Here is a 21,068-nt window from a genome sequence, read left to right as displayed (position 1 = left end):
TTACTGAGAAGGATAAGGTCATGCGCCATCGTAAGAGTGGTCGTCAACTGAACCGCAACAGCAGCCATCGCCAGGCTATGTTCCGCAACATGGCAGGTTCACTGGTTCGTCATGAAATCATCAAGACGACCCTGCCTAAAGCGAAAGAACTGCGTCGCGTAGTTGAGCCGCTGATTACTCTTGCCAAGACTGATAGCGTTGCTAATCGTCGTCTGGCATTCGCCCGTACTCGTGATAACGAGATCGTGGCAAAACTGTTTAACGAACTGGGCCCGCGTTTCGCGAGCCGTGCCGGTGGTTACACTCGTATTCTGAAGTGTGGCTTCCGTGCAGGCGACAACGCGCCGATGGCTTACATCGAGCTGGTTGATCGTTCAGAGAAAGCAGAAGCTGCTGCAGAGTAATCTGTAGTAACGTAAAAAAACCCGCCTCGGCGGGTTTTTTTATATCTCCCCTTCCCCCATCTCTCTACAATAGTTGTATTCCTTCTGCTCATTCCGGAGTGCTGTCATGTGGTTAGTCGACCTGTGGGCAGAGCGTCACATCGCTAATGCCCAGCGTAACGGTGAGTTCGATAATTTACCCGGGCAGGGCGAGCCTTTGACGCTGGACGACGATTCGGCTGTCCCTGAAGAGCTACGCTCAGGTTATCGCTTGTTGAAGAACGCGGGCTGTTTGCCACCAGAGCTTGAGCAGCGTAAAGAAGCAATGGCGTTGGCTGATCTGCTGAAAGGCATTCACAAAGAAGACGAACGCTATCACGAATTAAGTCGTCGACTCGCGTTGATGGAACTGAAATTGCGCCAGGCTGGCATAAGTACCGATTTTCTGCGTGGAGAGTACGCTGAAAAATTGATGAATCGGTTTAATGAGGAGTAACCATCCATGTATCGCATTGGTGAACTGGCAAAGCTTGCAGGCGTGACCCCCGATACCATCCGCTACTATGAAAAGCAGCAGATGATGGATCATGAAGTTCGTACCGAAGGCGGATTTCGCCTGTATACCGGAACCGATCTTCAGCGCCTGAAGTTTATTCGCTATGCTCGCCAACTGGGTTTTACCCTTGAGGCGATCCGCGAACTGCTTTCTATTCGTGTTGACCCTGAACATCACACCTGCCAGGAGTCCAAGAGTATTGTCCAGGCGCGCCTCAGCGAAGTTGAGTCACGCATTGAAGAGCTACAATCAATGCAACGGTCGCTTAAGAAACTGAATGATGCCTGCTGCGGAACCGCACATAGCAGCGTTTATTGCTCTATCCTTGAGACGCTGGAGCAGGGGGCTGACAACAATATTAAAGGCTGTTGAATTTATCACCGTTCGGATCTACACTCGCGCCGTATAATTACCCATCAGGAGAAAATGATGAGCCGCTATCAACACACCAAAGGGCAAATTAATGATAACGCCATTGAGGCACTGCTGCATGACCCGCTGTTCAGACAGCGCGTTGAGAAGAATAAAAAAGGGAAAGGAAGTTATCTGCGCAAAACCAAACATGCAAAACGGGGTAACTGGGAGGCCAGTGGCAAACAAGCGAATCGCTTCTTTACCACTGGCCTTCTGCTTTTAGCGGCGTGATTAAGAACGGTTATTCTGTTCTTTCAGCAGGTCGCGGATTTCAGAAAGCAGTACTTCTTCTTTCGTCGGAGTTGGATCCGCAGCCGGTTCTTCTTTCTTACGATTCAGTTTGTTGATCAGTTTGATCGCCATAAAGATAGCGAAAGCGACGATCACAAAATCAAAGACATTTTGAATGAACACGCCGTAGTGCATCACTACAGCCGGAACATCTCCCTGCGCGTCGCGTAACGTCAGCGCAAATTGTTTAAAGTCGATCCCGCCAATTAATAAGCCCAACGGTGGCATAATAATATCGGCAACTAATGACGATACAATCTTACCGAACGCCGCACCAATAATGACACCCACCGCCAAATCAACAACGTTTCCACGCATCGCGAATTCGCGAAACTCTTTAATAATGCTCATGTTATTCTCCTTGTGCCAGCTGACGTTTATAAGTTTAACAAATGTTTATGTAATTTCCATTATTAACAATAATTCAGCCGTACAGATTTAGCCTTAAATAATAAAGGGTTAATAAAAAAGCGTTCCGTAGAACGCCTTTTGTAATTAAAGGAAGAAGGGACTTGGCTGGAACAATCGTTCGACATCGGTAATAAATTTTTTGTCCGTCAGGAACATAATTACATGGTCCCCTTGCTCAATGCGTAAATTATCATTGGCGATCATGACATCATTACCGCGCACGATCGCGCCGATGATGGTACCCGGTGGGAGTTTTATCTCATCAATAACTCTGCCGACAACGCGCGATGTGCTTTCATCACCATGCGCAACGGCTTCGATCGCTTCAGCGACCCCGCGACGCAGGGAAGAAACGCCGACAATATCGGCTTTACGCACGTGGCTCAGCAGGGCGGAAATAGTGGCCTGCTGCGGCGAAATCGCGATATCAATCACGCTCCCCTGCACAAGGTCTACGTAAGCGCGGCGTTGGATCAACACCATCACTTTTTTCGCGCCCATCCGCTTGGCCAGCATCGCGGACATAATGTTCGCTTCATCGTCGTTGGTGACGGCAATGAACAGATCAACCTGATCGATATGTTCTTCTGCCAGCAACTCTTGATCCGATGCATCGCCAAAGAAGACGATCGTATTTTGCAGCTTCTCTGCCAGTTCAGCAGCACGCTGTTGATCGCGCTCGATCAACTTCACGCTATAGTCTTTTTCCAGCCGACGCGCCAGACCCGCGCCGATGTTACCGCCACCGACCAGCATGATGCGCTTGTACGGTTTTTCCAGACGCTGTAATTCGCTCATGACGGCACGAATATGCTGGGATGCCGCGATAAAGAACACTTCATCCCCAGCCTCCACAATGGTTGAACCCTGTGGACGGATCGGCGTGTCATGGCGGAAAATGGCCGCAACACGCGTATCGATATGTGGCATATGGTCGCGCATGGTAGAGAGCGCATTACCCACCAGCGGCCCGCCGTAATAGGCTTTCACCACGGCGAGGCTCACTTTCCCTTCTGCGAAGTTCACCACCTGCAGCGCGCCTGGGTATTCGATCAGGCGATAGATGCTATCAATAACCAGTTGCTCAGGCGCAATCAGGTGATCGATAGGCACCGCGTCAGTATTGAACAGTTTCTCCGCGTCACGGACGTAGTCGGGTGAGCGAATGCGGGCGATACGGTTTGGTGTGTTAAAGAGGGAATAGGCGACCTGGCAGGCCACCATATTGGTTTCGTCCGAGCTGGTTACGGCAACCAGCATATCGGCGTCGTCGGCACCGGCCTCACGCAGCACACGTGGATGAGAACCATGGCCCTGGACGACGCGCAGGTCAAATTTGTCCTGCAAACCACGCAGACGTTCGCTATTGGTATCCACAATAGTGATGTCGTTATTCTCTCCGACCAGGTTTTCAGCCAGCGTACCGCCTACTTGCCCTGCGCCCAGAATGATAATTTTCATCAGTCACGACCCGTTATCTCATCATTTTTTGATTAGCTTAGCGTAAAAGAAGCCATCGCCTTCTTCTGCGCCAGGTAAATTCTGTTTGCCGGGCTGTTCTGGCGTGCCGGTTTCACTCAACACGGCATCCGGTGTGCGTTGCAGGAAGGCTGCAATTTGCTCGCTATTCTCTTCCGGTAGAATGGAGCAGGTCGCGTAGACCAGCGTGCCGCCAGGTTTGAGGTGCGCCCAGGTCGCAGTGAGGATCTCAGCCTGTAACTGGGCCAGTTCCGGAATATCGCGATCGCGGCGTAGCCACTTAATATCCGGATGACGGCGTACGACACCCGTTGCCGAACATGGCGCATCAAGAAGAATGCGATCAAATTGCTGTTCACCACACCATTGCTCAGGGAAGCGGCCATCACCCTGTTTCACCGTCGCTTTCATGCCCAGGCGCTTCAGGTTGTCATAGACGCGCGACAGGCGTTTTTCATCCACATCGACGGCCATAACATTGGCCTCAGGCGCCACTTCCAGAATGTGGGTCGTTTTGCCGCCGGGCGCGGCGCAGAGGTCGAGGATCTGCTCGCCATTTTCGGGTTGTAGATACGTCATGCAACCCTGGGCGGAGGCATCCTGAACGGTTACCCAACCTTCATCAAAGCCCGGTAGCGCATGCACCGGCGCCGGTGTTTCGAGGCGTACGGCATCCGGGTAGTCCGCGTGCGGGAAGCCGGTTAACCCAGCTTCTGCCAGCAGCGTCAGCCATGCGTCGCGTGTGTGATGATTACGGTTCACGCGTAGCCACATCGGCGGGCGCTGGTTGTTGGCCTCAAGAATGGCTTCCCACTGTTGCGGGTAGGCTTTTTTGATGCGTTTTACCAGCCAGGAAGGGTGCAGGTAGCGGACCTCTGTCTGCGCAAATTCGGCCTGTAGCTCATCCTGTTGACGCTGAAACTGACGCAGTACGCCATTGATCAACCCCTTCAACTGCGGACGCTTAATGGCCACTGCACCTTCTACCGTTTCCGCCAGCGCAGCGTGAGGTGGAATGCGCGTATACAACAGTTGGTAGAGACCGACCATAATCAGGTAGTGGAGGGTACGCTGCTTACCCGTCATCGGGCGCGACATCAGCTTGTGAATGAACCATTCCAGCTGAGAAAGCGTGCGCAACACGCCAAAGCACAGCTCCTGGAGCAAGGCTTTGTCTTTATCGGACACTTTTTGCTGCATGGCGGGCAGGACGTTACTTAACGATTGACCCTGCTCGACAACTTGCTCGACGGTTTGCGCCGCCAGACTGCGTAAATTGATGTTTTTTTTCATAACCGCAAAAATAAAAATGCCCGGCGACACCGGGCTTAAAAAAGAGAGTGACCGTCAGGCAAGACAGTTTCCGGGAATAAACCACTCCCGGCGCGAATTCAGGAGATCCTGCACGCCCATGGCTTTTTTACCTGCCGGCTGCAGAGAGAGCAGATTAAGAATGCCCTCGCCGGTTGCCACCTGAATACCCTGGCGATTGGCTTCCAGAATGGTACCTGGTGCCGCGCTCGTTGGGGTATTGATGACTGACGCCTGCCAGATTTTCACAGGCTGTTCATCAATCACGATGTAGCTCATCGGCCACGGATTAAAGGCGCGGATGCAGCGCTCAAGTTGTGCCGCGCTGAGCGACCAGTCAACGCGCGCTTCTTCTTTACTGAGTTTCTCAGCATAAGTGACCAGCGCTTCATCCTGAACTTCCGGTTTAGCGGTGCCAGCGGCGAGTTGAGCGAGCGTATGCAGCAGCCCTTGTGGGCCCAGGTCGGCCAGCTTATCGTACAGGCTGCCGCTGGTATCGTCGGCAGTGATTGGGCAGGAGAGCTTATGCAGCATATCGCCCGTATCAAGGCCAACGTCCATCTGCATGATGGTCACGCCGGTTTGGGCATCGCCTGCCCACAGCGAACGCTGAATAGGTGCCGCACCACGCCAGCGCGGCAGCAGGGAACCGTGCACGTTAATGCAGCCCAGTCGCGGCATATCCAGCACGGCTTTTGGCAGGATTAACCCATAAGCCACCACGACCATGATGTCGGCCTGTAAATCGGCAACCAGCTGTTGATTTTCCTGAGGGCGCAGCGAACCCGGCTGGAATACCGGCACGCCTTTCTCTTCGGCCAGCACTTTTACCGGGCTCGGCATCATTTTTTTGCCGCGTCCCGCCGGGCGATCGGGCTGAGTAAATACGCCCACTACCTGGTGTTCAGACGACAACAGCGCGTCAAGATGACGCGCTGCAAAATCGGGGGTACCCGCAAAGATGATACGTAGTGAATCAGACACGTTGATCCTTATCCTTAGGCACGCGCGTTCAGGCGATCCAGTTTCTCGACTTTCTGACGAATACGCTGTTGTTTCAGCGGGGACAGATAATCGATAAACAATTTACCGACTAAATGGTCCATTTCGTGTTGGATACAGATAGCCAGCAGGCCGTCTGCTTCCAGCTCGAACGCTTTACCGTTACGGTCGAGCGCGCGGATTTTCACCTGCTCGGCACGCGGCACCAGCGCACGCTGTTCCGGAATCGACAGACAACCTTCTTCAATACCGGTGTCGCCGTGTTTCTCCAGCAGCTCCGGGTTGATCAGCACCAGTTGCTCATCGCGATTTTCAGAAACATCAATCACGATAATGCGCTGATGGATGTCCACCTGTGTTGCCGCCAGGCCAATACCTTCTTCAGCGTACATAGTTTCGAACATATCATCGACGATACGCTGAATTTCTGCATTCACTTCTTCAACCGGTTTAGCGACTTTGCGAAGACGCTCGTCCGGAATGTGTAACACTTGCAAAACTGCCATAAATCTCCAGAGTTCTGTTCAGGAGTTGGAAAGAATATTATCTCTATTCTAGACAAAACCCCCTCTAATTGACAGCATCAGTGACCAATCGCAAAGATTGCTGATGCCGCTTGTGGCAAGGGGAAAAGGATGTCACCTACAGAGATATGGTTTCGCCTGATAAAGGTAAACGATCTATACGGCGACAGGATGCAAAACATCGCCGATACCCTGATTTGTGAAGCGACAGTGACGTTGAAAAACCTGCGCGACGTTGGGTTAACCGCGAAGCAGGCGGCGCGTTTTTTTTCGATGACAACGCAAGAGGTTAGCGAAAGTGAGCACTGGCTCTCGCAGCCTGATAATCACCTGCTGCTGGCCAGTTCGCCTCTCTACCCCACAGCGCTGCGGGCCATCAGTGATTACCCGGCCGCGCTTTTCGTTCGCGGAAACCTGTTGCTGCTGAGTTCTGATCAACTGGCGGTGGTCGGTAGCCGGAGCTTCTCATGGTACGGCGAACGCTGGGGGCGCGTGTTTTGCGAAGCCTTTGCGCAGCAGGGCGTGACCATCACCAGCGGACTTGCGCTGGGCATTGATGCGGTTGCTCACCGCAGCGCATTGCGCATGGCGGGCAAAACCATCGCCGTATTGGGTAATGGTCTGAGTCACATCTATCCACATCGGCATCGCCAGCTGGCGGATGACATTGTGGCGTCTGGCGGCGCGCTGGTCTCGGAGTTTCCCCTCGCGATGACGCCGTTGCCGCATAATTTTCCTCGGCGTAATCGTATTATCAGCGGCCTCAGCCGTGGCGTGCTGGTGGTTGAAGCGGCGTTGAAAAGTGGTTCGCTGGTGACGGCGCGTTGCGCAGCGGATCAGGGGCGGGAAGTGTATGCGATTCCTGGGCCTCTGGGTAACCCGGGCAGTGAGGGGCCGCACTGGTTGATTCAACAGGGCGCGATATTAGTCACAACGCCTGAAGATATTCTTGAAACACGGCAAATTGCGCTTTTTCAGTCCGCAAATGCGCAGGATACGTCAAAATATTCACCAGATCAGGATTCTGTAGCATTGCCATTTCCTGAGCTCCTGGCTAACGTAGGAGATGAGGTAACACCTGTTGACGTCGTCGCTGAACGTGCCGGCCAACCTGTGCCAGTGACCGTGGCTCAGCTACTCGAACTGGAGTTAGCAGGATGGATCGCAGCTGTACCCGGCGGCTATGTCCGATTAAGGAGGGCATGCCATGTTCGACGTACTACTGTACTTGTTTGAAACTTACATCCATAACGAAGCTGAAATGCGCGTGGATCAGGATAAACTGACACGGGATCTCACCGAGGCAGGTTTTGAACGTGAGGACATTTTCAACGCGTTGATGTGGCTGGAGAAGCTCGCTGATTATCAGGAAGGGCTTGTCGAACCGATGCAGTTGGCTTCCGATCCGCTTTCTGTTCGCATCTTTACGGCGGAAGAGAGCCAGAGACTGGATGCCAGTTGTCGGGGATTCTTGTTATTCCTGGAACAGATTCAGGTGCTAAACCTCGAAACGCGAGAAATGGTGATTGAACGCGTGATGGCTCTGGATACCGCAGAGTTCGAACTGGAAGATCTCAAATGGGTGATTCTGATGGTTCTGTTCAATCTTCCGGGGTGTGAAAACGCGTATCAACAAATGGAAGAATTACTCTTCGACGTGAATGAAGGTATGCTGCACTAATTCGATGATGCAGCAGTAAGAGTTGTTATGGCCAAATCAGCACTCTTTACAGTGCGTAAAAATGAGCCCTGCCCGCAGTGCGGGGCTGAATTGGTAATACGGTCCGGCAAGCATGGGCCGTTTCTTGGTTGTTCCCATTATCCAGAGTGTGACTATGTCCGTCCCCTGAAGAGTCAGGCGGATGGACATATCGTCAAAATTCTGGAGGGGCAGTTGTGCCCGGAATGTGGCGCCGAGCTGGCGCTCCGTCAGGGGCGTTTTGGGATGTTTATTGGTTGCAGCCAGTATCCGGCCTGCGAGCATACCGAACTTATCGACAAACCTGATGAAACGGCTATCGCCTGCCCACAGTGCCAGCAAGGGCATCTGGTTCAGCGGCGTTCACGCTATGGCAAAACGTTTCACTCCTGCGATCGCTATCCGGAGTGTCAGTTTGTGCTTAACTTCACCCCTGTTGCGGGCGAGTGTACAGAGTGTCATTACCCGCTACTCATCGAAAAGAAAACGGCGCATGGCCTGAAACGCTACTGTGCCAGTAAACAATGTGGAAAGCCGATCCCGGCGGAATAAATCAGTGAATAATAACCTGCCATCAGAAACCGTACAGCGTGCGGTTGTCGCTCTGAAGAATAAAGAAGTCATCGCTTACCCAACCGAAGCTGTGTTTGGCGTCGGTTGCGACCCTGACAGTGAAATCGCCGTTCATCGTCTGCTGGAACTCAAACAACGCCCGGTTGAAAAAGGGCTGATTCTGATTGCGGCAAGCTTCGAACAACTGAAACCGTATATTGATGATGCCGCGTTAACTGCCGCACAGCGTGATGCCGTATTTGCCTGCTGGCCTGGACCGGTCACGTTTGTGTTCCCGGCTAAAGCCACAACCCCCGGCTGGCTGACGGGGCGCTTTGACTCCCTCGCGGTGCGCGTCACCGATCATCCGGTGGTCATCGAACTTTGCAATGCGTACGGTAAACCGTTGGTCTCGACCAGTGCGAACCTTACCGGCCAGCCGCCGTGCCGCACAACAGAAGAAGTTCGCCAGCAGTTTGGCGATGCGTTCCCGGTGGTGGATGCGCTGACCGGTGGTCGACTCAATCCATCTGAAATCCGTGATGCCCTGACGGGCGAACTTTTCCGCCAGGGGTAACTCATGGAAACCTATGCTGTCTTTGGTAACCCGATTGCGCACAGCAAATCGCCTTTTATTCATCAACAGTTTGCGCAGCAGCTGAACATTACTCATCCTTATGGGCGCGTGCTGGCGCCGCTTGATGATTTTGTTAACACGCTCAACGCCTTCTTTGCACAAGGGGGGAAGGGGGCGAACGTCACCGTACCTTTTAAAGAAGAAGCGTTCGCCCGGGCAGATGAGCTGACCGAGCGCGCTGCGCTGGCAGGGGCGGTAAATACGCTCAAGCGACTGGAAGACGGGCGTTTGTTGGGGGATAACACTGATGGCATCGGTTTGCTGAGCGACCTTGAGCGTCTCTCCTTTATCCGACCGGGGCTACGAATTCTGCTGCTGGGGGCGGGCGGCGCGACGCGCGGTGTCCTGCTGCCGCTGCTCTCGATGGATTGCGCCGTCACCATTGCCAACCGTACCGCATCCCGTGCGCAAGAACTGGCGCAGCTTTTTGCGCATACGGGCAGTGTCAAGGCGCTGGGGCTGGATGCGCTGGAAGGGCATGAATTTGATTTAATTATCAATGCGACTTCGAGCGGCATTAATGGCGAGATCCCGGCGATCCCGGCATCGCTGATTCATCCTTCTCTTTATTGCTACGACATGTTTTATCAGAAAGGGGATACACCGTTCCTCGCCTGGTGTCGACAGCATGGAGCAAAACAGTGTGCCGATGGATTAGGTATGCTGGTGGGGCAGGCGGCGCATGCGGTATTGCTCTGGCATGGCGTGCTGCCGGAAATCGAACCGGTGATTGAACAGATGAAGCAGGCGTTGCGCGAATGAATCAGGCCATTCAGTTTCCCGACCGCGAGCACTGGGATGACAACCAGTGTGCCGTCTGTTTTCCGGCGCTGGTGCAGGGTATGCAACTAATGTGTGCCATCCGCCGCGAAACGATGATCGCCCGTTTTGGCGGCGAAACGCCTCAGGCATGGTTAGCGCTGTTTCAGGAAAATCGCTGGGACCTGGAAGAGGAAGCCAGCGATCTTATCCGCGACCAGCAGGAAGATAATCAGGGCTGGGTCTGGTTATCCTGATTCAGATAATCATCTTTCCATTTCACGTAGTTGTTGGCCGAGTATTTCAACCCTTCCAGTTCAGACGCTTTTAATGGGCGGATCTGTTTAACCGGGCTGCCCAGATAAAGATAGCCACTTTCCAGGCGCTTATGCTGCGGCACCAGACTACCCGCGCCAATCATGACGTCATCCTCAACCACTACGCCATCCAGCAAGATAGACCCCATCCCGACCAGAACCCGATTGCCCACGGTGCAGCCGTGTAGCATCACTTTGTGCCCAACCGTGACGTCGTCGCCAATGATGAGCGGATTACCGTCCGGGTTATGAGTCGATTTATGGGTCACGTGGAGAACGCTACCGTCCTGGATATTGCTGCGCGCGCCAATCTGGACATAATTAACATCGCCACGAATGGCGACCAGCGGCCAGATACTGACATCATCGCCAATACGAACGTCGCCAATCACTACGCTTGTGGGATCAATCAGCACGCGAGCGCCAATGGTTGGGAAAAGATCTTTATAGTGGCGTAAGTCTGCGGCCATGATTACCTCTTTAAAACGATCGTTTTAGGGAACAGACGATCATTATTGCCCCGATTTCACGGTTTCTCACCTCAAAATTTAAGCAAATTGCGCAGTTAGAAGGCAAAGAGTTTGAAAAAACAGCAGTCAGAAAAAAAGATCTAAAAAGGCCTTGTGCTAAGAAGCAAACTCCCTATAATGCGCCTCCATCGACACGGCGGATGTGAATCACTTCACACAAACAGCCGGTTCGGTTGAAGAGAAAAATCCTTGAAAATGGGGTTGACTCTGAAAGAGGAAAACGTATTATACGGGACCTCGCAACGGTGAGCGTAAAGCCGCGTTGCAACTGCTCTTTAACAATTTATCAGACAATCTGTGTGGGCACTCAATGATACGGATTCTTAACGTCGCAAGACGATAAATGAATACCAAGTCTCTGAGTGAACACGTAATTCATTACGAAGTTTAATTCACGAGCATCAAACTTAAATTGAAGAGTTTGATCATGGCTCAGATTGAACGCTGGCGGCAGGCCTAACACATGCAAGTCGAACGGTAACAGGAATCAGCTTGCTGATTCGCTGACGAGTGGCGGACGGGTGAGTAATGTCTGGGAAACTGCCTGATGGAGGGGGATAACTACTGGAAACGGTAGCTAATACCGCATAACGTCGCAAGACCAAAGAGGGGGACCTTCGGGCCTCTTGCCATCGGATGTGCCCAGATGGGATTAGCTAGTAGGTGGGGTAACGGCTCACCTAGGCGACGATCCCTAGCTGGTCTGAGAGGATGACCAGCCACACTGGAACTGAGACACGGTCCAGACTCCTACGGGAGGCAGCAGTGGGGAATATTGCACAATGGGCGCAAGCCTGATGCAGCCATGCCGCGTGTATGAAGAAGGCCTTCGGGTTGTAAAGTACTTTCAGCGAGGAGGAAGGTGTTGAGGTTAATAACCTTAGCAATTGACGTTACTCGCAGAAGAAGCACCGGCTAACTCCGTGCCAGCAGCCGCGGTAATACGGAGGGTGCAAGCGTTAATCGGAATTACTGGGCGTAAAGCGCACGCAGGCGGTTTGTTAAGTCAGATGTGAAATCCCCGGGCTCAACCTGGGAACTGCATTTGAAACTGGCAAGCTTGAGTCTCGTAGAGGGGGGTAGAATTCCAGGTGTAGCGGTGAAATGCGTAGAGATCTGGAGGAATACCGGTGGCGAAGGCGGCCCCCTGGACGAAGACTGACGCTCAGGTGCGAAAGCGTGGGGAGCAAACAGGATTAGATACCCTGGTAGTCCACGCTGTAAACGATGTCGACTTGGAGGTTGTGCCCTTGAGGCGTGGCTTCCGGAGCTAACGCGTTAAGTCGACCGCCTGGGGAGTACGGCCGCAAGGTTAAAACTCAAATGAATTGACGGGGGCCCGCACAAGCGGTGGAGCATGTGGTTTAATTCGATGCAACGCGAAGAACCTTACCTACTCTTGACATCCACGGAACTTTTCAGAGATGAATTGGTGCCTTCGGGAACCGTGAGACAGGTGCTGCATGGCTGTCGTCAGCTCGTGTTGTGAAATGTTGGGTTAAGTCCCGCAACGAGCGCAACCCTTATCCTTTGTTGCCAGCGGTTCGGCCGGGAACTCAAAGGAGACTGCCAGTGATAAACTGGAGGAAGGTGGGGATGACGTCAAGTCATCATGGCCCTTACGAGTAGGGCTACACACGTGCTACAATGGCATATACAAAGAGAAGCGACCTCGCGAGAGCAAGCGGACCTCATAAAGTATGTCGTAGTCCGGATTGGAGTCTGCAACTCGACTCCATGAAGTCGGAATCGCTAGTAATCGTAGATCAGAATGCTACGGTGAATACGTTCCCGGGCCTTGTACACACCGCCCGTCACACCATGGGAGTGGGTTGCAAAAGAAGTAGGTAGCTTAACCTTCGGGAGGGCGCTTACCACTTTGTGATTCATGACTGGGGTGAAGTCGTAACAAGGTAACCGTAGGGGAACCTGCGGTTGGATCACCTCCTTACCTTAAAGAACCGTTCCTTGAAGTGTCCACACAGATTGTCTGATGAAAATTAGCAGTAAAAAATCTCTGCAGGCTTGTAGCTCAGGTGGTTAGAGCGCACCCCTGATAAGGGTGAGGTCGGTGGTTCAAGTCCACTCAGGCCTACCAAATCCGTTCTGATACTGCGTTGCGGAATGACTCGCATACTTCAGTATGCTTCGCCATCCCACGCCTTGTCTCAAAACGAATTACGGTTACAGAGATTGACCTACGATGGGGCTATAGCTCAGCTGGGAGAGCGCCTGCTTTGCACGCAGGAGGTCTGCGGTTCGATCCCGCATAGCTCCACCATCTTTACTGCAAAAAACAAGAAAACTTCAGAGTACACTGAATAAGTGTGCTGCGAAGTTTTGCTCTTTAAAAATCTGGATCAAGCTGAAAATTGAAACGACACACTTTTAAGTGTGTTCGAGTCTCTCAAATTTTCGCAACACGATGGTGTTTTACGAAACATCTTCGGGTTGTGAGGTTAAGCGACTAAGCGTACACGGTGGATGCCCTGGCAGTCAGAGGCGATGAAGGACGTGCTAATCTGCGATAAGCGTCGGTAAGGTGATATGAACCGTTATAACCGGCGATTTCCGAATGGGGAAACCCAGTGCAATTCGTTGCACTATCGTTAAGTGAATACATAGCTTAACGAAGCGAACCGGGGGAACTGAAACATCTAAGTACCCCGAGGAAAAGAAATCAACCGAGATTCCCCCAGTAGCGGCGAGCGAACGGGGAGCAGCCCAGAGTCTGAATCAGCATGTGTGTTAGTGGAAGCGTCTGGAAAGTCGCACGATACAGGGTGAAAGTCCCGTACACCAAAATGCATATGTTGTGAACTCGAAGAGTAGGGCGGGACACGTGGTATCCTGTCTGAATATGGGGGGACCATCCTCCAAGGCTAAATACTCCTGACTGACCGATAGTGAACCAGTACCGTGAGGGAAAGGCGAAAAGAACCCCGGCGAGGGGAGTGAAAAAGAACCTGAAACCGTGTACGTACAAGCAGTGGGAGCCTCTTTATGGGGTGACTGCGTACCTTTTGTATAATGGGTCAGCGACTTATATTCTGTAGCAAGGTTAACCGAATAGGGGAGCCGAAGGGAAACCGAGTCTTAACTGGGCGTTAAGTTGCAGGGTATAGACCCGAAACCCGGTGATCTAGCCATGGGCAGGTTGAAGGTTGGGTAACACTAACTGGAGGACCGAACCGACTAATGTTGAAAAATTAGCGGATGACTTGTGGCTGGGGGTGAAAGGCCAATCAAACCGGGAGATAGCTGGTTCTCCCCGAAAGCTATTTAGGTAGCGCCTCGTGAACTCATCTTCGGGGGTAGAGCACTGTTTCGGCTAGGGGGTCATCCCGACTTACCAACCCGATGCAAACTACGAATACCGAAGAATGTTATCACGGGAGACACACGGCGGGTGCTAACGTCCGTCGTGAAGAGGGAAACAACCCAGACCGCCAGCTAAGGTCCCAAAGTCACAGTTAAGTGGGAAACGATGTGGGAAGGCTCAGACAGCCAGGATGTTGGCTTAGAAGCAGCCATCATTTAAAGAAAGCGTAATAGCTCACTGGTCGAGTCGGCCTGCGCGGAAGATGTAACGGGGCTAAACTGTGCACCGAAGCTGCGGCAGCGACACTATGTGTTGTTGGGTAGGGGAGCGTTCTGTAAGCCGTTGAAGGTGTGTCGTGAGGCATGCTGGAGGTATCAGAAGTGCGAATGCTGACATAAGTAACGATAAAGCGGGTGAAAAGCCCGCTCGCCGGAAGACCAAGGGTTCCTGTCCAACGTTAATCGGGGCAGGGTGAGTCGACCCCTAAGGCGAGGCCGAAAGGCGTAGTCGATGGGAAACAGGTTAATATTCCTGTACTTGGTGTTACTGCGAAGGGGGGACGGAGAAGGCTATGTTGGCCGGGCGACGGTTGTCCCGGTTTAAGCGTGTAGGTGGGAAGTTTAGGTAAATCCGGACTTCTGTTAACACTGAGACGTGATGACGAGGCACTACGGTGCTGAAGTAACAAATGCCCTGCTTCCAGGAAAAGCCTCTAAGCATCAGGTAACATTGAATCGTACCCCAAACCGACACAGGTGGTCAGGTAGAGAATACCAAGGCGCTTGAGAGAACTCGGGTGAAGGAACTAGGCAAAATGGTGCCGTAACTTCGGGAGAAGGCACGCTGATATGTAGGTGAAGCGGTTTACCCGTGGAGCTGAAATCAGTCGAAGATACCAGCTGGCTGCAACTGTTTATTAAAAACACAGCACTGTGCAAACACGAAAGTGGACGTATACGGTGTGACGCCTGCCCGGTGCCGGAAGGTTAATTGATGGGGTTAGCGGCAACGCGAAGCTCTTGATCGAAGCCCCGGTAAACGGCGGCCGTAACTATAACGGTCCTAAGGTAGCGAAATTCCTTGTCGGGTAAGTTCCGACCTGCACGAATGGCGTAATGATGGCCAGGCTGTCTCCACCCGAGACTCAGTGAAATTGAACTCGCTGTGAAGATGCAGTGTACCCGCGGCAAGACGGAAAGACCCCGTGAACCTTTACTATAGCTTGACACTGAACATTGAGCCTTGATGTGTAGGATAGGTGGGAGGCTTTGAAGTGTGGACGCCAGTCTGCATGGAGCCAACCTTGAAATACCACCCTTTAATGTTTGATGTTCTAACGTAGACCCGTGATCCGGGTTGCGGACAGTGTCTGGTGGGTAGTTTGACTGGGGCGGTCTCCTCCCAAAGAGTAACGGAGGAGCACGAAGGTTAGCTAATCCTGGTCGGACATCAGGAGGTTAGTGCAATGGCATAAGCTAGCTTGACTGCGAGCGTGACGGCGCGAGCAGGTGCGAAAGCAGGTCATAGTGATCCGGTGGTTCTGAATGGAAGGGCCATCGCTCAACGGATAAAAGGTACTCCGGGGATAACAGGCTGATACCGCCCAAGAGTTCATATCGACGGCGGTGTTTGGCACCTCGATGTCGGCTCATCACATCCTGGGGCTGAAGTAGGTCCCAAGGGTATGGCTGTTCGCCATTTAAAGTGGTACGCGAGCTGGGTTTAGAACGTCGTGAGACAGTTCGGTCCCTATCTGCCGTGGGCGCTGGAGAATTGAGGGGGGCTGCTCCTAGTACGAGAGGACCGGAGTGGACGCATCACTGGTGTTCGGGTTGTCATGCCAATGGCATTGCCCGGTAGCTACATGCGGAAGAGATAAGTGCTGAAAGCATCTAAGCACGAAACTTGCCCCGAGATGAGTTCTCCCTGACTCTTTAAGAGTCCTGAAGGAACGTTGAAGACTACGACGTTGATAGGCTGGGTGTGTAAGTGCAGCGATGCATTGAGCTAACCAGTACTAATGAACCGTGAGGCTTAACCTTACAACGCCGAAGATGTTTTGGCGAAGAGACATCGATAAGTAAGCTTGATAACAGATTAAATTAACCGGCGTAAGCGGGTTAATACAACAGAATTTGCCTGGCGGCACTAGCGCGGTGGTCCCACCTGACCCCATGCCGAACTCAGAAGTGAAACGCCGTAGCGCCGATGGTAGTGTGGGGTCTCCCCATGCGAGAGTAGGGAACTGCCAGGCATCAAATTTAGCGTGCTGATATGGCTCAGTTGGTAGAGCGCACCCTTGGTAAGGGTGAGGTCCCCAGTTCGACTCTGGGTATCAGCACCACTTTTTCGGTTAAAGTTCGGCAGATTAGAAAAGAATTTGTCTGGCGGCAGTAGCGCGGTGGTCCCACCTGACCCCATGCCGAACTCAGAAGTGAAACGCCGTAGCGCCGATGGTAGTGTGGGGTCTCCCCATGCGAGAGTAGGGAACTGCCAGACATCAAATTAAGCAAAAGGCCATCCAAAAGGATGGCCTTTTTGCGTTGTGGCGAAAAAAACATGCCGGATAGAGGCTGCGCCTTATCCGGCCTAAAAATACCAATTAATGGATTACCTGCGATAAAAATGCGCGTGTACGCTCGGATTTCGGGTGTGCAAAAAACTCATCCGGCGCGGCCTGCTCAACAATCTCTCCGCGATCCATAAATATCACCCGATCAGCGACGGTACGCGCGAAACCCATCTCATGCGTGACACACAGCATCGTCATACCCGACTGCGCCAGTCCAATCATCGTATCCAGCACCTCTTTAACCATCTCCGGATCGAGCGCCGATGTCGGTTCATCAAACAGCATAATCTTGGGTTTCATGCACAGAGAACGGGCAATCGCGACACGCTGCTGCTGCCCGCCGGAAATTTGCCCGGGAAACTTATGTGCATGCTCGGCAATTCTCACGCGTTCAAGGTAATGCATCGCCAGCGCTTCTGCCTCTTTCTTTGGCATTTTATGCACCCAAATGGGCGCCAGCGTACAGTTTTGCAGAACGGTCAGATGCGGGAATAAATTAAAGTGCTGGAACACCATGCCTACTTCCTGACGTACTTTCTCGATATTACGCAGATCGTCGTTTAGCTCGATCCCATCGACAATAATCCGTCCCTGCTGATGCTCCTCCAGGTGGTTGATGCAGCGAATGGTCGTTGATTTCCCGGAGCCCGAAGGACCGCATAATACAATACGCTCACCTGGCCTCACGTTCAGGTTAATGTCTTTTAAAACATGGAATTGCCCGTACCACTTATTCACATTTTCAAGCGTAATCATCGCGTCGGCGGGTTGCATCAAAATTTGGCTCATAGATTCCTCAGTGCGGTGTACGCCCGGTGTGGAAGCGCTTTTCCAGGTACTGGCTATAGCGCGACATGCTAAAACAGAAGATCCAGTAGATCAGTGCAGCGAAGACATATCCTTCGGTCGACATCCCCAGCCAGGCGGGATCGACGGTCGCTTGTTGTACGCTGCTGAAGAGATCAAACAGACCGATGATGATCACCAGGCTGGTATCCTTAAACAACGCAATGATGGTGTTTACCAGACCCGGAATCACCAGTTTCAGCGCCTGTGGAAGAATGACCAGTCCCTGCATCCTCCAGTAACCCAGCGCCAGCGACTCCGCCGCTTCATATTGCCCCTTTGGCAGCGCCTGAAGCCCGCCGCGTACCACTTCCGCGACGTAGGCTGACTGGAACAGGATCACACCGACCAACGCGCGAATCAGCTTATCGATACTGGTGCCTTCCGCCATAAAGAGCGGCAGCATGACCGAAGACATAAACAGAACCGTAATAAGCGGCACTCCGCGCCAGAACTCGATAAAAATTACCGACAGAATACGCACTACCGGCATCGTCGAGCGTCGGCCTAACGCAAGGAGGATCCCGAGCGGCAGTGCCCCCGCGATGCCAACTGAGGCGATAATCAGCGTCAGCGTCAACCCGCCCCACTGGCGCGTCTCGACGCGATCCAGGCCGAAAATCCCGCCGTACAGTAGCCCCCAAACAATCAGCGGGTAGATAACCGCCCAGCCAGCAATGTAGCGCCCGCGCTGTGGCAGGTTGCGCCAGAACATCAGCGCAATGGAGAACAGGCCAATCAGCAGCGCCAGATTAATTCGCCAGCGCTGATCGTGCGGATAGAGGCCATACATAAACTGACCAAAACGTTGGTGGATAAACACCCAGCACGCCCCGGCTTTCGTACAATCGGCGCGTGTCGTGCCGAACCAGTTGGCCTGCAAAAATGCCCAGTTCAGCAGCGGCGGAATTAACTGCCACATCAACCACAGACAGAACAGCGTAAGCAGGCTATTCAGCCAGCTGGAGAACAGGTTTTTGCGCATCCAGACCAGCGGTCGCCAGGATGAAGCTGGCGTGGGCGGGACCGGATGCGATAACAGTGCTTTTGTCATCATGGCTCCTTAACGCTCGACCAGGGCGATGCGGCGGTTATAGAGGTTCATCAGCAGGGAGATCGTCAGGCTGATAATCAGGTAAACAGACATAGTAATGGCGATGGTTTCAATCGCTTGTCCGGTCTGGTTGAGTACCGTTCCGGCAAACAGAGACACCATATCGGGATAACCAATCGCTGCCGCTAAAGAGGAGTTCTTCACAATATTCAGATACTGGCTGGTGAGCGGCGGAATGATGACCCGCAGCGCCTGCGGGATGATCACCTGGCGCAGCGTGACCGGATTCGGCAGACCCAGTGAACGCGCCGCTTCGTGCTGACCATAGGGCACTGCCTGAATACCCGCACGAATAATTTCCGCGATAAACGCCGACGTATACACAGAGAGCGCCAGGGTGAGCGCTGCCAGCTCCGGGATAAGCGCCATGCCACCGCGGAAGTTAAACCCACGCAGTTCGGGCACATCCCAGTGTAATGCCGCGCCAAACAGCGCGTGAGCCAGAAGCGGTAAGCCAATAATGAGTGCCAGCGAAGCAGGCCAGGTACGGCGGAGTTGCCCCGTTTTGATCTGACGTAATGTGTTATAGCGATACAGCCCGATGGAGACGGCGATGGCGACAATAATGGCCGCCAGAAACGCCAGCAGCCCTTCCCCTAACTGCGGTGCAGGAATATACAGCCCACGATTGCTGAGAAACAGCAGGTCAAAGGCGTTAACCGCTTGACGCGGCCCCGGCAGGTTGCGCAGTACGGCAAAGTACCAGAAGAAGATTTGCAGCAGCGGGGGAATATTACGGAACGTCTCGATGTAGATCGTAGAGAGTTTGCGCAGCAACCAGTTATCCGACAAACGCGCCAGCCCGAGGAAAAAACCGAGTATCGAGGCGAAGACAATACAGAGGGCTGAAACCAGCAGTGTGTTCAGCAGCCCGACCAGAAACACCCGGCCATAGGTATCACCCTGCTGATAATCAATGAGATGTTGGACGATACCAAACCCGGCGCTGCGATCGAGAAAAGCGAAGCCTGAGGTGATACCGCGGTTATTCAGGTTGGTAATCGTGTTGTGTATCAAATAGATGGCAATAGCGACAAGCGTCACTACGGCGATAATTTGAAACAGCCAGGCACGAACCGTGGGGTTAGAAAAGGAGAGGGCTCCCTTTACGGTTGGGTGACGATGGCGCATAAAAAACCTCAGAACCAGAACGAAAATGTGGGCGCCGCAGCGCAGCGCCCGTTACTGCCGTGCTTAGCGTACTGGCGGAGCGTACTGAATCCCGCCGTTGTTCCAGAGGTTGTTTTGCCCGCGTTTGATCTTCAGCGGGCTTTCCGATCCGACATTGCGCTCGAAGATCTCGCCGTAGTTGCCGACCTGTTTCACAATGTTGTAAGCCCATTTGTTATCGAGCTTAAGATCCTTACCGTAATCACCCTCTTTGCCTAACAGGTGCGCCATATCCGGCGTAGCAGGGCTGGCCGCTTTCTCGTCGACGTTCTTCGAGTTAATACCCATCTCTTCGGCGTTCAGCATGGCGAAAAGCGTCCAGCGAACGACGGAGAACCATTCGTCATCTCCACGGCGCACAACCGGCCCGAGCGGCTCTTTTGAGATAACCTCAGGCAGTACAATCCACTCCGCCGGGTTACCCAGCTTGATGCGCAGCGCATAAAGTTGTGACTGGTCAGAGGCCAGCGTATCGCAGCGGCCTGACTCCAGGGCTTTGGCCGATTCATCAGAGCGGTCGAAGGTCACCGGTGTGTACTTCATGTTGTTGGCTTTGAAGTAGTCCGCCACGTTCAGTTCGGTGTCGGTACCTGCCTGAATACAAACCGTCGCGCCATCCAGCTCTTTCGCGCTTTTCAGGTCGGCTTTGTTATGGGTCAGGAAGCCAATGCCGTCGTAATAGGTTACGCCGGTGAACGACATACCCATGCCAGCATCGCGCGAGGAGGTCCAGGTGGTATTACGGGAGAGCAGGTCCACTTCACCCGATTGCAGCGCAGTGAAGCGTTCTTTGGCGGTGAGCGGGGTATATTTTACTTTGCTGGCATCACCAAAGACGGCTGCGGCGACCCCGCGACAGACATCTACGTCGATCCCGCTAAATTTGCCATCGCCATCGGCGTAAGAGAAACCGGGCAGGCCGTCACTGATCCCACACTGGACGAACCCCTTTTTCTTCACTGCATCAAATGTGGTACCTGCATGTGCCTGATTCACAACCGCAAACAGCGCGCCGGCAGCGGCGAGGCTGGCTATCATTATCTTTTTCATAATGCATCCTGTGTGGCGGAAAATATCGTTAAATACTCTTCATCCTTCAAGCTGCTTCTGTGTTGGCTGCGCTCGCTCACCCCAGTCACGTACTTATGTACGCTCCTGGGGATTCACTCTCTTGCCGCC

Annotated in this window: 20 protein-coding genes, 3 tRNA genes and 4 rRNA genes; 17 read left to right on the top strand and 10 right to left on the bottom strand. The window is 53.1% G+C overall.

Features of this window, described 5'->3' with window-relative positions; all coding sequences use genetic code 11:
• Nucleotides 1–20: 20 nt before the first annotated feature.
• The 4 genes from rplQ (at nucleotide 21) to AC1MKH_RS22220 (ending at nucleotide 1,584) form a co-directional block, all read left to right on the top strand.
• Nucleotides 21–404, top strand: coding sequence for a 50S ribosomal protein L17 (rplQ, locus tag AC1MKH_RS22235; protein ID WP_001216368.1), 384 nt, complete (start codon nucleotides 21–23; stop codon nucleotides 402–404).
• A gap of 106 nt (nucleotides 405–510) precedes the next feature.
• Nucleotides 511–879: a DnaJ family domain-containing protein gene (locus AC1MKH_RS22230; protein WP_276224737.1), complete on the top strand. Its 369-nt coding sequence runs from the start codon at nucleotides 511–513 to the stop codon at nucleotides 877–879.
• Nucleotides 880–885: 6 nt separating this feature from the next.
• Nucleotides 886–1,311, top strand: a complete 426-nt coding sequence (gene zntR / locus AC1MKH_RS22225; RefSeq protein WP_276224738.1) for a Zn(2+)-responsive transcriptional regulator — start codon at nucleotides 886–888, stop codon at nucleotides 1,309–1,311.
• 57 nt (nucleotides 1,312–1,368) lie between these two features.
• Nucleotides 1,369–1,584 (top strand): alternative ribosome-rescue factor A, encoded by a 216-nt coding sequence (locus tag AC1MKH_RS22220; RefSeq protein ID WP_015962750.1) that lies wholly within the window; start codon nucleotides 1,369–1,371, stop codon nucleotides 1,582–1,584.
• Here AC1MKH_RS22220 and mscL read toward each other — a convergent pair whose 3' ends face one another.
• From mscL to def, 5 genes are all read right to left on the bottom strand, one after another.
• On the bottom strand, nucleotides 1,585–1,995 hold the full coding sequence (gene mscL, locus AC1MKH_RS22215) for a large-conductance mechanosensitive channel protein MscL (protein WP_276224739.1): 411 nt from the start codon (nucleotides 1,993–1,995) through the stop codon (nucleotides 1,585–1,587). It abuts the gene before it with no gap.
• Between the two features lie 144 nt (nucleotides 1,996–2,139).
• The gene (trkA, locus tag AC1MKH_RS22210) at nucleotides 2,140–3,516 is read right to left on the bottom strand and encodes a Trk system potassium transporter TrkA (protein ID WP_015962752.1); all 1,377 of its coding nucleotides are present in this window, start codon (nucleotides 3,514–3,516) and stop codon (nucleotides 2,140–2,142) included.
• Nucleotides 3,517–3,537: 21 nt separating this feature from the next.
• A complete protein-coding gene (rsmB, locus tag AC1MKH_RS22205; protein ID WP_276224740.1) occupies nucleotides 3,538–4,827 on the bottom strand; it encodes a 16S rRNA (cytosine(967)-C(5))-methyltransferase RsmB in 1,290 nt (429 codons plus the stop codon).
• A gap of 54 nt (nucleotides 4,828–4,881) precedes the next feature.
• Nucleotides 4,882–5,829: a methionyl-tRNA formyltransferase gene (gene fmt / locus AC1MKH_RS22200; RefSeq protein WP_276224741.1), complete on the bottom strand. Its 948-nt coding sequence runs from the start codon at nucleotides 5,827–5,829 to the stop codon at nucleotides 4,882–4,884.
• Between the two features lie 14 nt (nucleotides 5,830–5,843).
• Nucleotides 5,844–6,353, bottom strand: coding sequence for a peptide deformylase (gene def, locus AC1MKH_RS22195; protein WP_015962755.1), 510 nt, complete (start codon nucleotides 6,351–6,353; stop codon nucleotides 5,844–5,846).
• Between the two features lie 129 nt (nucleotides 6,354–6,482).
• Between def and dprA the strand changes: the two genes are divergently transcribed.
• The 6 genes from dprA to AC1MKH_RS22165 are packed head-to-tail and all read left to right on the top strand — an operon-like array spanning nucleotide 6,483 to nucleotide 10,275.
• A complete protein-coding gene (dprA, locus tag AC1MKH_RS22190) occupies nucleotides 6,483–7,607 on the top strand; it encodes a DNA-protecting protein DprA (RefSeq protein ID WP_276224742.1) in 1,125 nt (374 codons plus the stop codon).
• Nucleotides 7,579–8,052: a DUF494 family protein Smg gene (smg, locus tag AC1MKH_RS22185; RefSeq protein WP_015962757.1), complete on the top strand. Its 474-nt coding sequence runs from the start codon at nucleotides 7,579–7,581 to the stop codon at nucleotides 8,050–8,052. The genes dprA and smg overlap by 29 nt, the downstream gene beginning before the upstream one ends.
• A gap of 27 nt (nucleotides 8,053–8,079) precedes the next feature.
• Nucleotides 8,080–8,622, top strand: a complete 543-nt coding sequence (locus AC1MKH_RS22180; RefSeq protein WP_276224743.1) for a DNA topoisomerase family protein — start codon at nucleotides 8,080–8,082, stop codon at nucleotides 8,620–8,622.
• Between the two features lie 4 nt (nucleotides 8,623–8,626).
• Nucleotides 8,627–9,199 (top strand): L-threonylcarbamoyladenylate synthase type 1 TsaC, encoded by a 573-nt coding sequence (gene tsaC, locus AC1MKH_RS22175; protein WP_276224744.1) that lies wholly within the window; start codon nucleotides 8,627–8,629, stop codon nucleotides 9,197–9,199.
• Nucleotides 9,200–9,202: 3 nt separating this feature from the next.
• Nucleotides 9,203–10,021, top strand: coding sequence for a shikimate dehydrogenase (gene aroE / locus AC1MKH_RS22170; RefSeq protein WP_276224745.1), 819 nt, complete (start codon nucleotides 9,203–9,205; stop codon nucleotides 10,019–10,021).
• Nucleotides 10,018–10,275, top strand: coding sequence for a DUF1488 family protein (locus AC1MKH_RS22165; RefSeq protein WP_231826070.1), 258 nt, complete (start codon nucleotides 10,018–10,020; stop codon nucleotides 10,273–10,275). Before aroE ends, AC1MKH_RS22165 begins: the two co-directional genes overlap by 4 nt.
• On the opposite strand, the gene AC1MKH_RS22160 is transcribed toward AC1MKH_RS22165, so the two are convergent.
• Nucleotides 10,251–10,805 carry a gamma carbonic anhydrase family protein gene (locus AC1MKH_RS22160; RefSeq protein WP_149464943.1) on the bottom strand — a complete coding sequence of 185 codons (555 nt, stop codon included), beginning with the start codon at nucleotides 10,803–10,805 and terminating at the stop codon, nucleotides 10,251–10,253. The two genes, AC1MKH_RS22165 and AC1MKH_RS22160, sit on opposite strands and share 25 nt — an antisense overlap.
• 469 nt (nucleotides 10,806–11,274) lie before the next feature.
• Here AC1MKH_RS22160 and AC1MKH_RS22155 point away from each other — a divergent pair.
• From AC1MKH_RS22155 to rrf (AC1MKH_RS22125), 7 genes are all read left to right on the top strand, one after another.
• Nucleotides 11,275–12,816 (top strand): 16S ribosomal RNA (locus AC1MKH_RS22155).
• Nucleotides 12,817–12,886: 70 nt separating this feature from the next.
• Nucleotides 12,887–12,963: transfer RNA gene (locus AC1MKH_RS22150), tRNA-Ile, on the top strand.
• 107 nt (nucleotides 12,964–13,070) lie between these two features.
• Nucleotides 13,071–13,146 (top strand) — tRNA-Ala (locus AC1MKH_RS22145).
• Between the two features lie 176 nt (nucleotides 13,147–13,322).
• Nucleotides 13,323–16,229 (top strand): 23S ribosomal RNA (locus AC1MKH_RS22140).
• A 96-nt stretch (nucleotides 16,230–16,325) separates the two neighbouring features.
• Nucleotides 16,326–16,441 (top strand): 5S ribosomal RNA (gene rrf, locus AC1MKH_RS22135).
• Nucleotides 16,442–16,455: 14 nt separating this feature from the next.
• Nucleotides 16,456–16,531 (top strand) — tRNA-Thr (locus tag AC1MKH_RS22130).
• Nucleotides 16,532–16,570: 39 nt separating this feature from the next.
• Nucleotides 16,571–16,686 (top strand): 5S ribosomal RNA (rrf, locus tag AC1MKH_RS22125).
• The 16S, 23S and 5S rRNA genes sit together here with 3 tRNA genes alongside, the layout of an rRNA operon.
• Before the next feature lie 103 nt (nucleotides 16,687–16,789).
• Here rrf (AC1MKH_RS22125) and AC1MKH_RS22120 read toward each other — a convergent pair.
• The 4 genes from AC1MKH_RS22120 to AC1MKH_RS22105 all read right to left on the bottom strand — a co-directional run bounded on the left by AC1MKH_RS22120 (nucleotide 16,790) and on the right by AC1MKH_RS22105 (nucleotide 20,939).
• On the bottom strand, nucleotides 16,790–17,548 hold the full coding sequence (locus AC1MKH_RS22120) for an amino acid ABC transporter ATP-binding protein (protein WP_276221108.1): 759 nt from the start codon (nucleotides 17,546–17,548) through the stop codon (nucleotides 16,790–16,792).
• Nucleotides 17,549–17,555: 7 nt separating this feature from the next.
• Nucleotides 17,556–18,659: an amino acid ABC transporter permease gene (locus tag AC1MKH_RS22115; RefSeq protein ID WP_276221124.1), complete on the bottom strand. Its 1,104-nt coding sequence runs from the start codon at nucleotides 18,657–18,659 to the stop codon at nucleotides 17,556–17,558.
• Nucleotides 18,660–18,668: 9 nt separating this feature from the next.
• Nucleotides 18,669–19,850, bottom strand: coding sequence for an amino acid ABC transporter permease (locus AC1MKH_RS22110; protein ID WP_231826072.1), 1,182 nt, complete (start codon nucleotides 19,848–19,850; stop codon nucleotides 18,669–18,671).
• 63 nt (nucleotides 19,851–19,913) lie between these two features.
• On the bottom strand, nucleotides 19,914–20,939 hold the full coding sequence (locus tag AC1MKH_RS22105) for an amino acid ABC transporter substrate-binding protein (RefSeq protein ID WP_276221105.1): 1,026 nt from the start codon (nucleotides 20,937–20,939) through the stop codon (nucleotides 19,914–19,916).
• Nucleotides 20,940–21,068 lie beyond the last annotated feature (129 nt).

It is taken from the genome of Pseudocitrobacter sp. CD920760, assembly GCF_057782505.1.
This window is presented reverse-complemented; position numbering and strand designations above follow the sequence as displayed.

Excerpts from the sequence above, each read along its gene's own strand:
- rplQ (WP_001216368.1), top strand. The coding sequence starts at position 21 with ATGCGCCATCGTAAGAGTGGTCGTCAACTGAACCGCAACAGCAGCCAT.
- AC1MKH_RS22230 (WP_276224737.1), top strand. The coding sequence starts at position 511 with ATGTGGTTAGTCGACCTGTGGGCAGAGCGTCACATCGCTAATGCCCAG.
- zntR (WP_276224738.1), top strand. The coding sequence starts at position 886 with ATGTATCGCATTGGTGAACTGGCAAAGCTTGCAGGCGTGACCCCCGAT.
- AC1MKH_RS22220 (WP_015962750.1), top strand. The coding sequence starts at position 1,369 with ATGAGCCGCTATCAACACACCAAAGGGCAAATTAATGATAACGCCATT.
- mscL (WP_276224739.1), bottom strand. The coding sequence starts at position 1,995 with ATGAGCATTATTAAAGAGTTTCGCGAATTCGCGATGCGTGGAAACGTT.
- trkA (WP_015962752.1), bottom strand. The coding sequence starts at position 3,516 with ATGAAAATTATCATTCTGGGCGCAGGGCAAGTAGGCGGTACGCTGGCT.
- rsmB (WP_276224740.1), bottom strand. The coding sequence starts at position 4,827 with ATGAAAAAAAACATCAATTTACGCAGTCTGGCGGCGCAAACCGTCGAG.
- def (WP_015962755.1), bottom strand. The coding sequence starts at position 6,353 with ATGGCAGTTTTGCAAGTGTTACACATTCCGGACGAGCGTCTTCGCAAA.
- dprA (WP_276224742.1), top strand. The coding sequence starts at position 6,483 with ATGTCACCTACAGAGATATGGTTTCGCCTGATAAAGGTAAACGATCTA.
- smg (WP_015962757.1), top strand. The coding sequence starts at position 7,579 with ATGTTCGACGTACTACTGTACTTGTTTGAAACTTACATCCATAACGAA.
- AC1MKH_RS22180 (WP_276224743.1), top strand. The coding sequence starts at position 8,080 with ATGGCCAAATCAGCACTCTTTACAGTGCGTAAAAATGAGCCCTGCCCG.
- aroE (WP_276224745.1), top strand. The coding sequence starts at position 9,203 with ATGGAAACCTATGCTGTCTTTGGTAACCCGATTGCGCACAGCAAATCG.
- AC1MKH_RS22165 (WP_231826070.1), top strand. The coding sequence starts at position 10,018 with ATGAATCAGGCCATTCAGTTTCCCGACCGCGAGCACTGGGATGACAAC.
- AC1MKH_RS22160 (WP_149464943.1), bottom strand. The coding sequence starts at position 10,805 with ATGGCCGCAGACTTACGCCACTATAAAGATCTTTTCCCAACCATTGGC.
- AC1MKH_RS22120 (WP_276221108.1), bottom strand. The coding sequence starts at position 17,548 with ATGAGCCAAATTTTGATGCAACCCGCCGACGCGATGATTACGCTTGAA.
- AC1MKH_RS22115 (WP_276221124.1), bottom strand. The coding sequence starts at position 18,659 with ATGACAAAAGCACTGTTATCGCATCCGGTCCCGCCCACGCCAGCTTCA.
- AC1MKH_RS22110 (WP_231826072.1), bottom strand. The coding sequence starts at position 19,850 with ATGCGCCATCGTCACCCAACCGTAAAGGGAGCCCTCTCCTTTTCTAAC.
- AC1MKH_RS22105 (WP_276221105.1), bottom strand. The coding sequence starts at position 20,939 with ATGAAAAAGATAATGATAGCCAGCCTCGCCGCTGCCGGCGCGCTGTTT.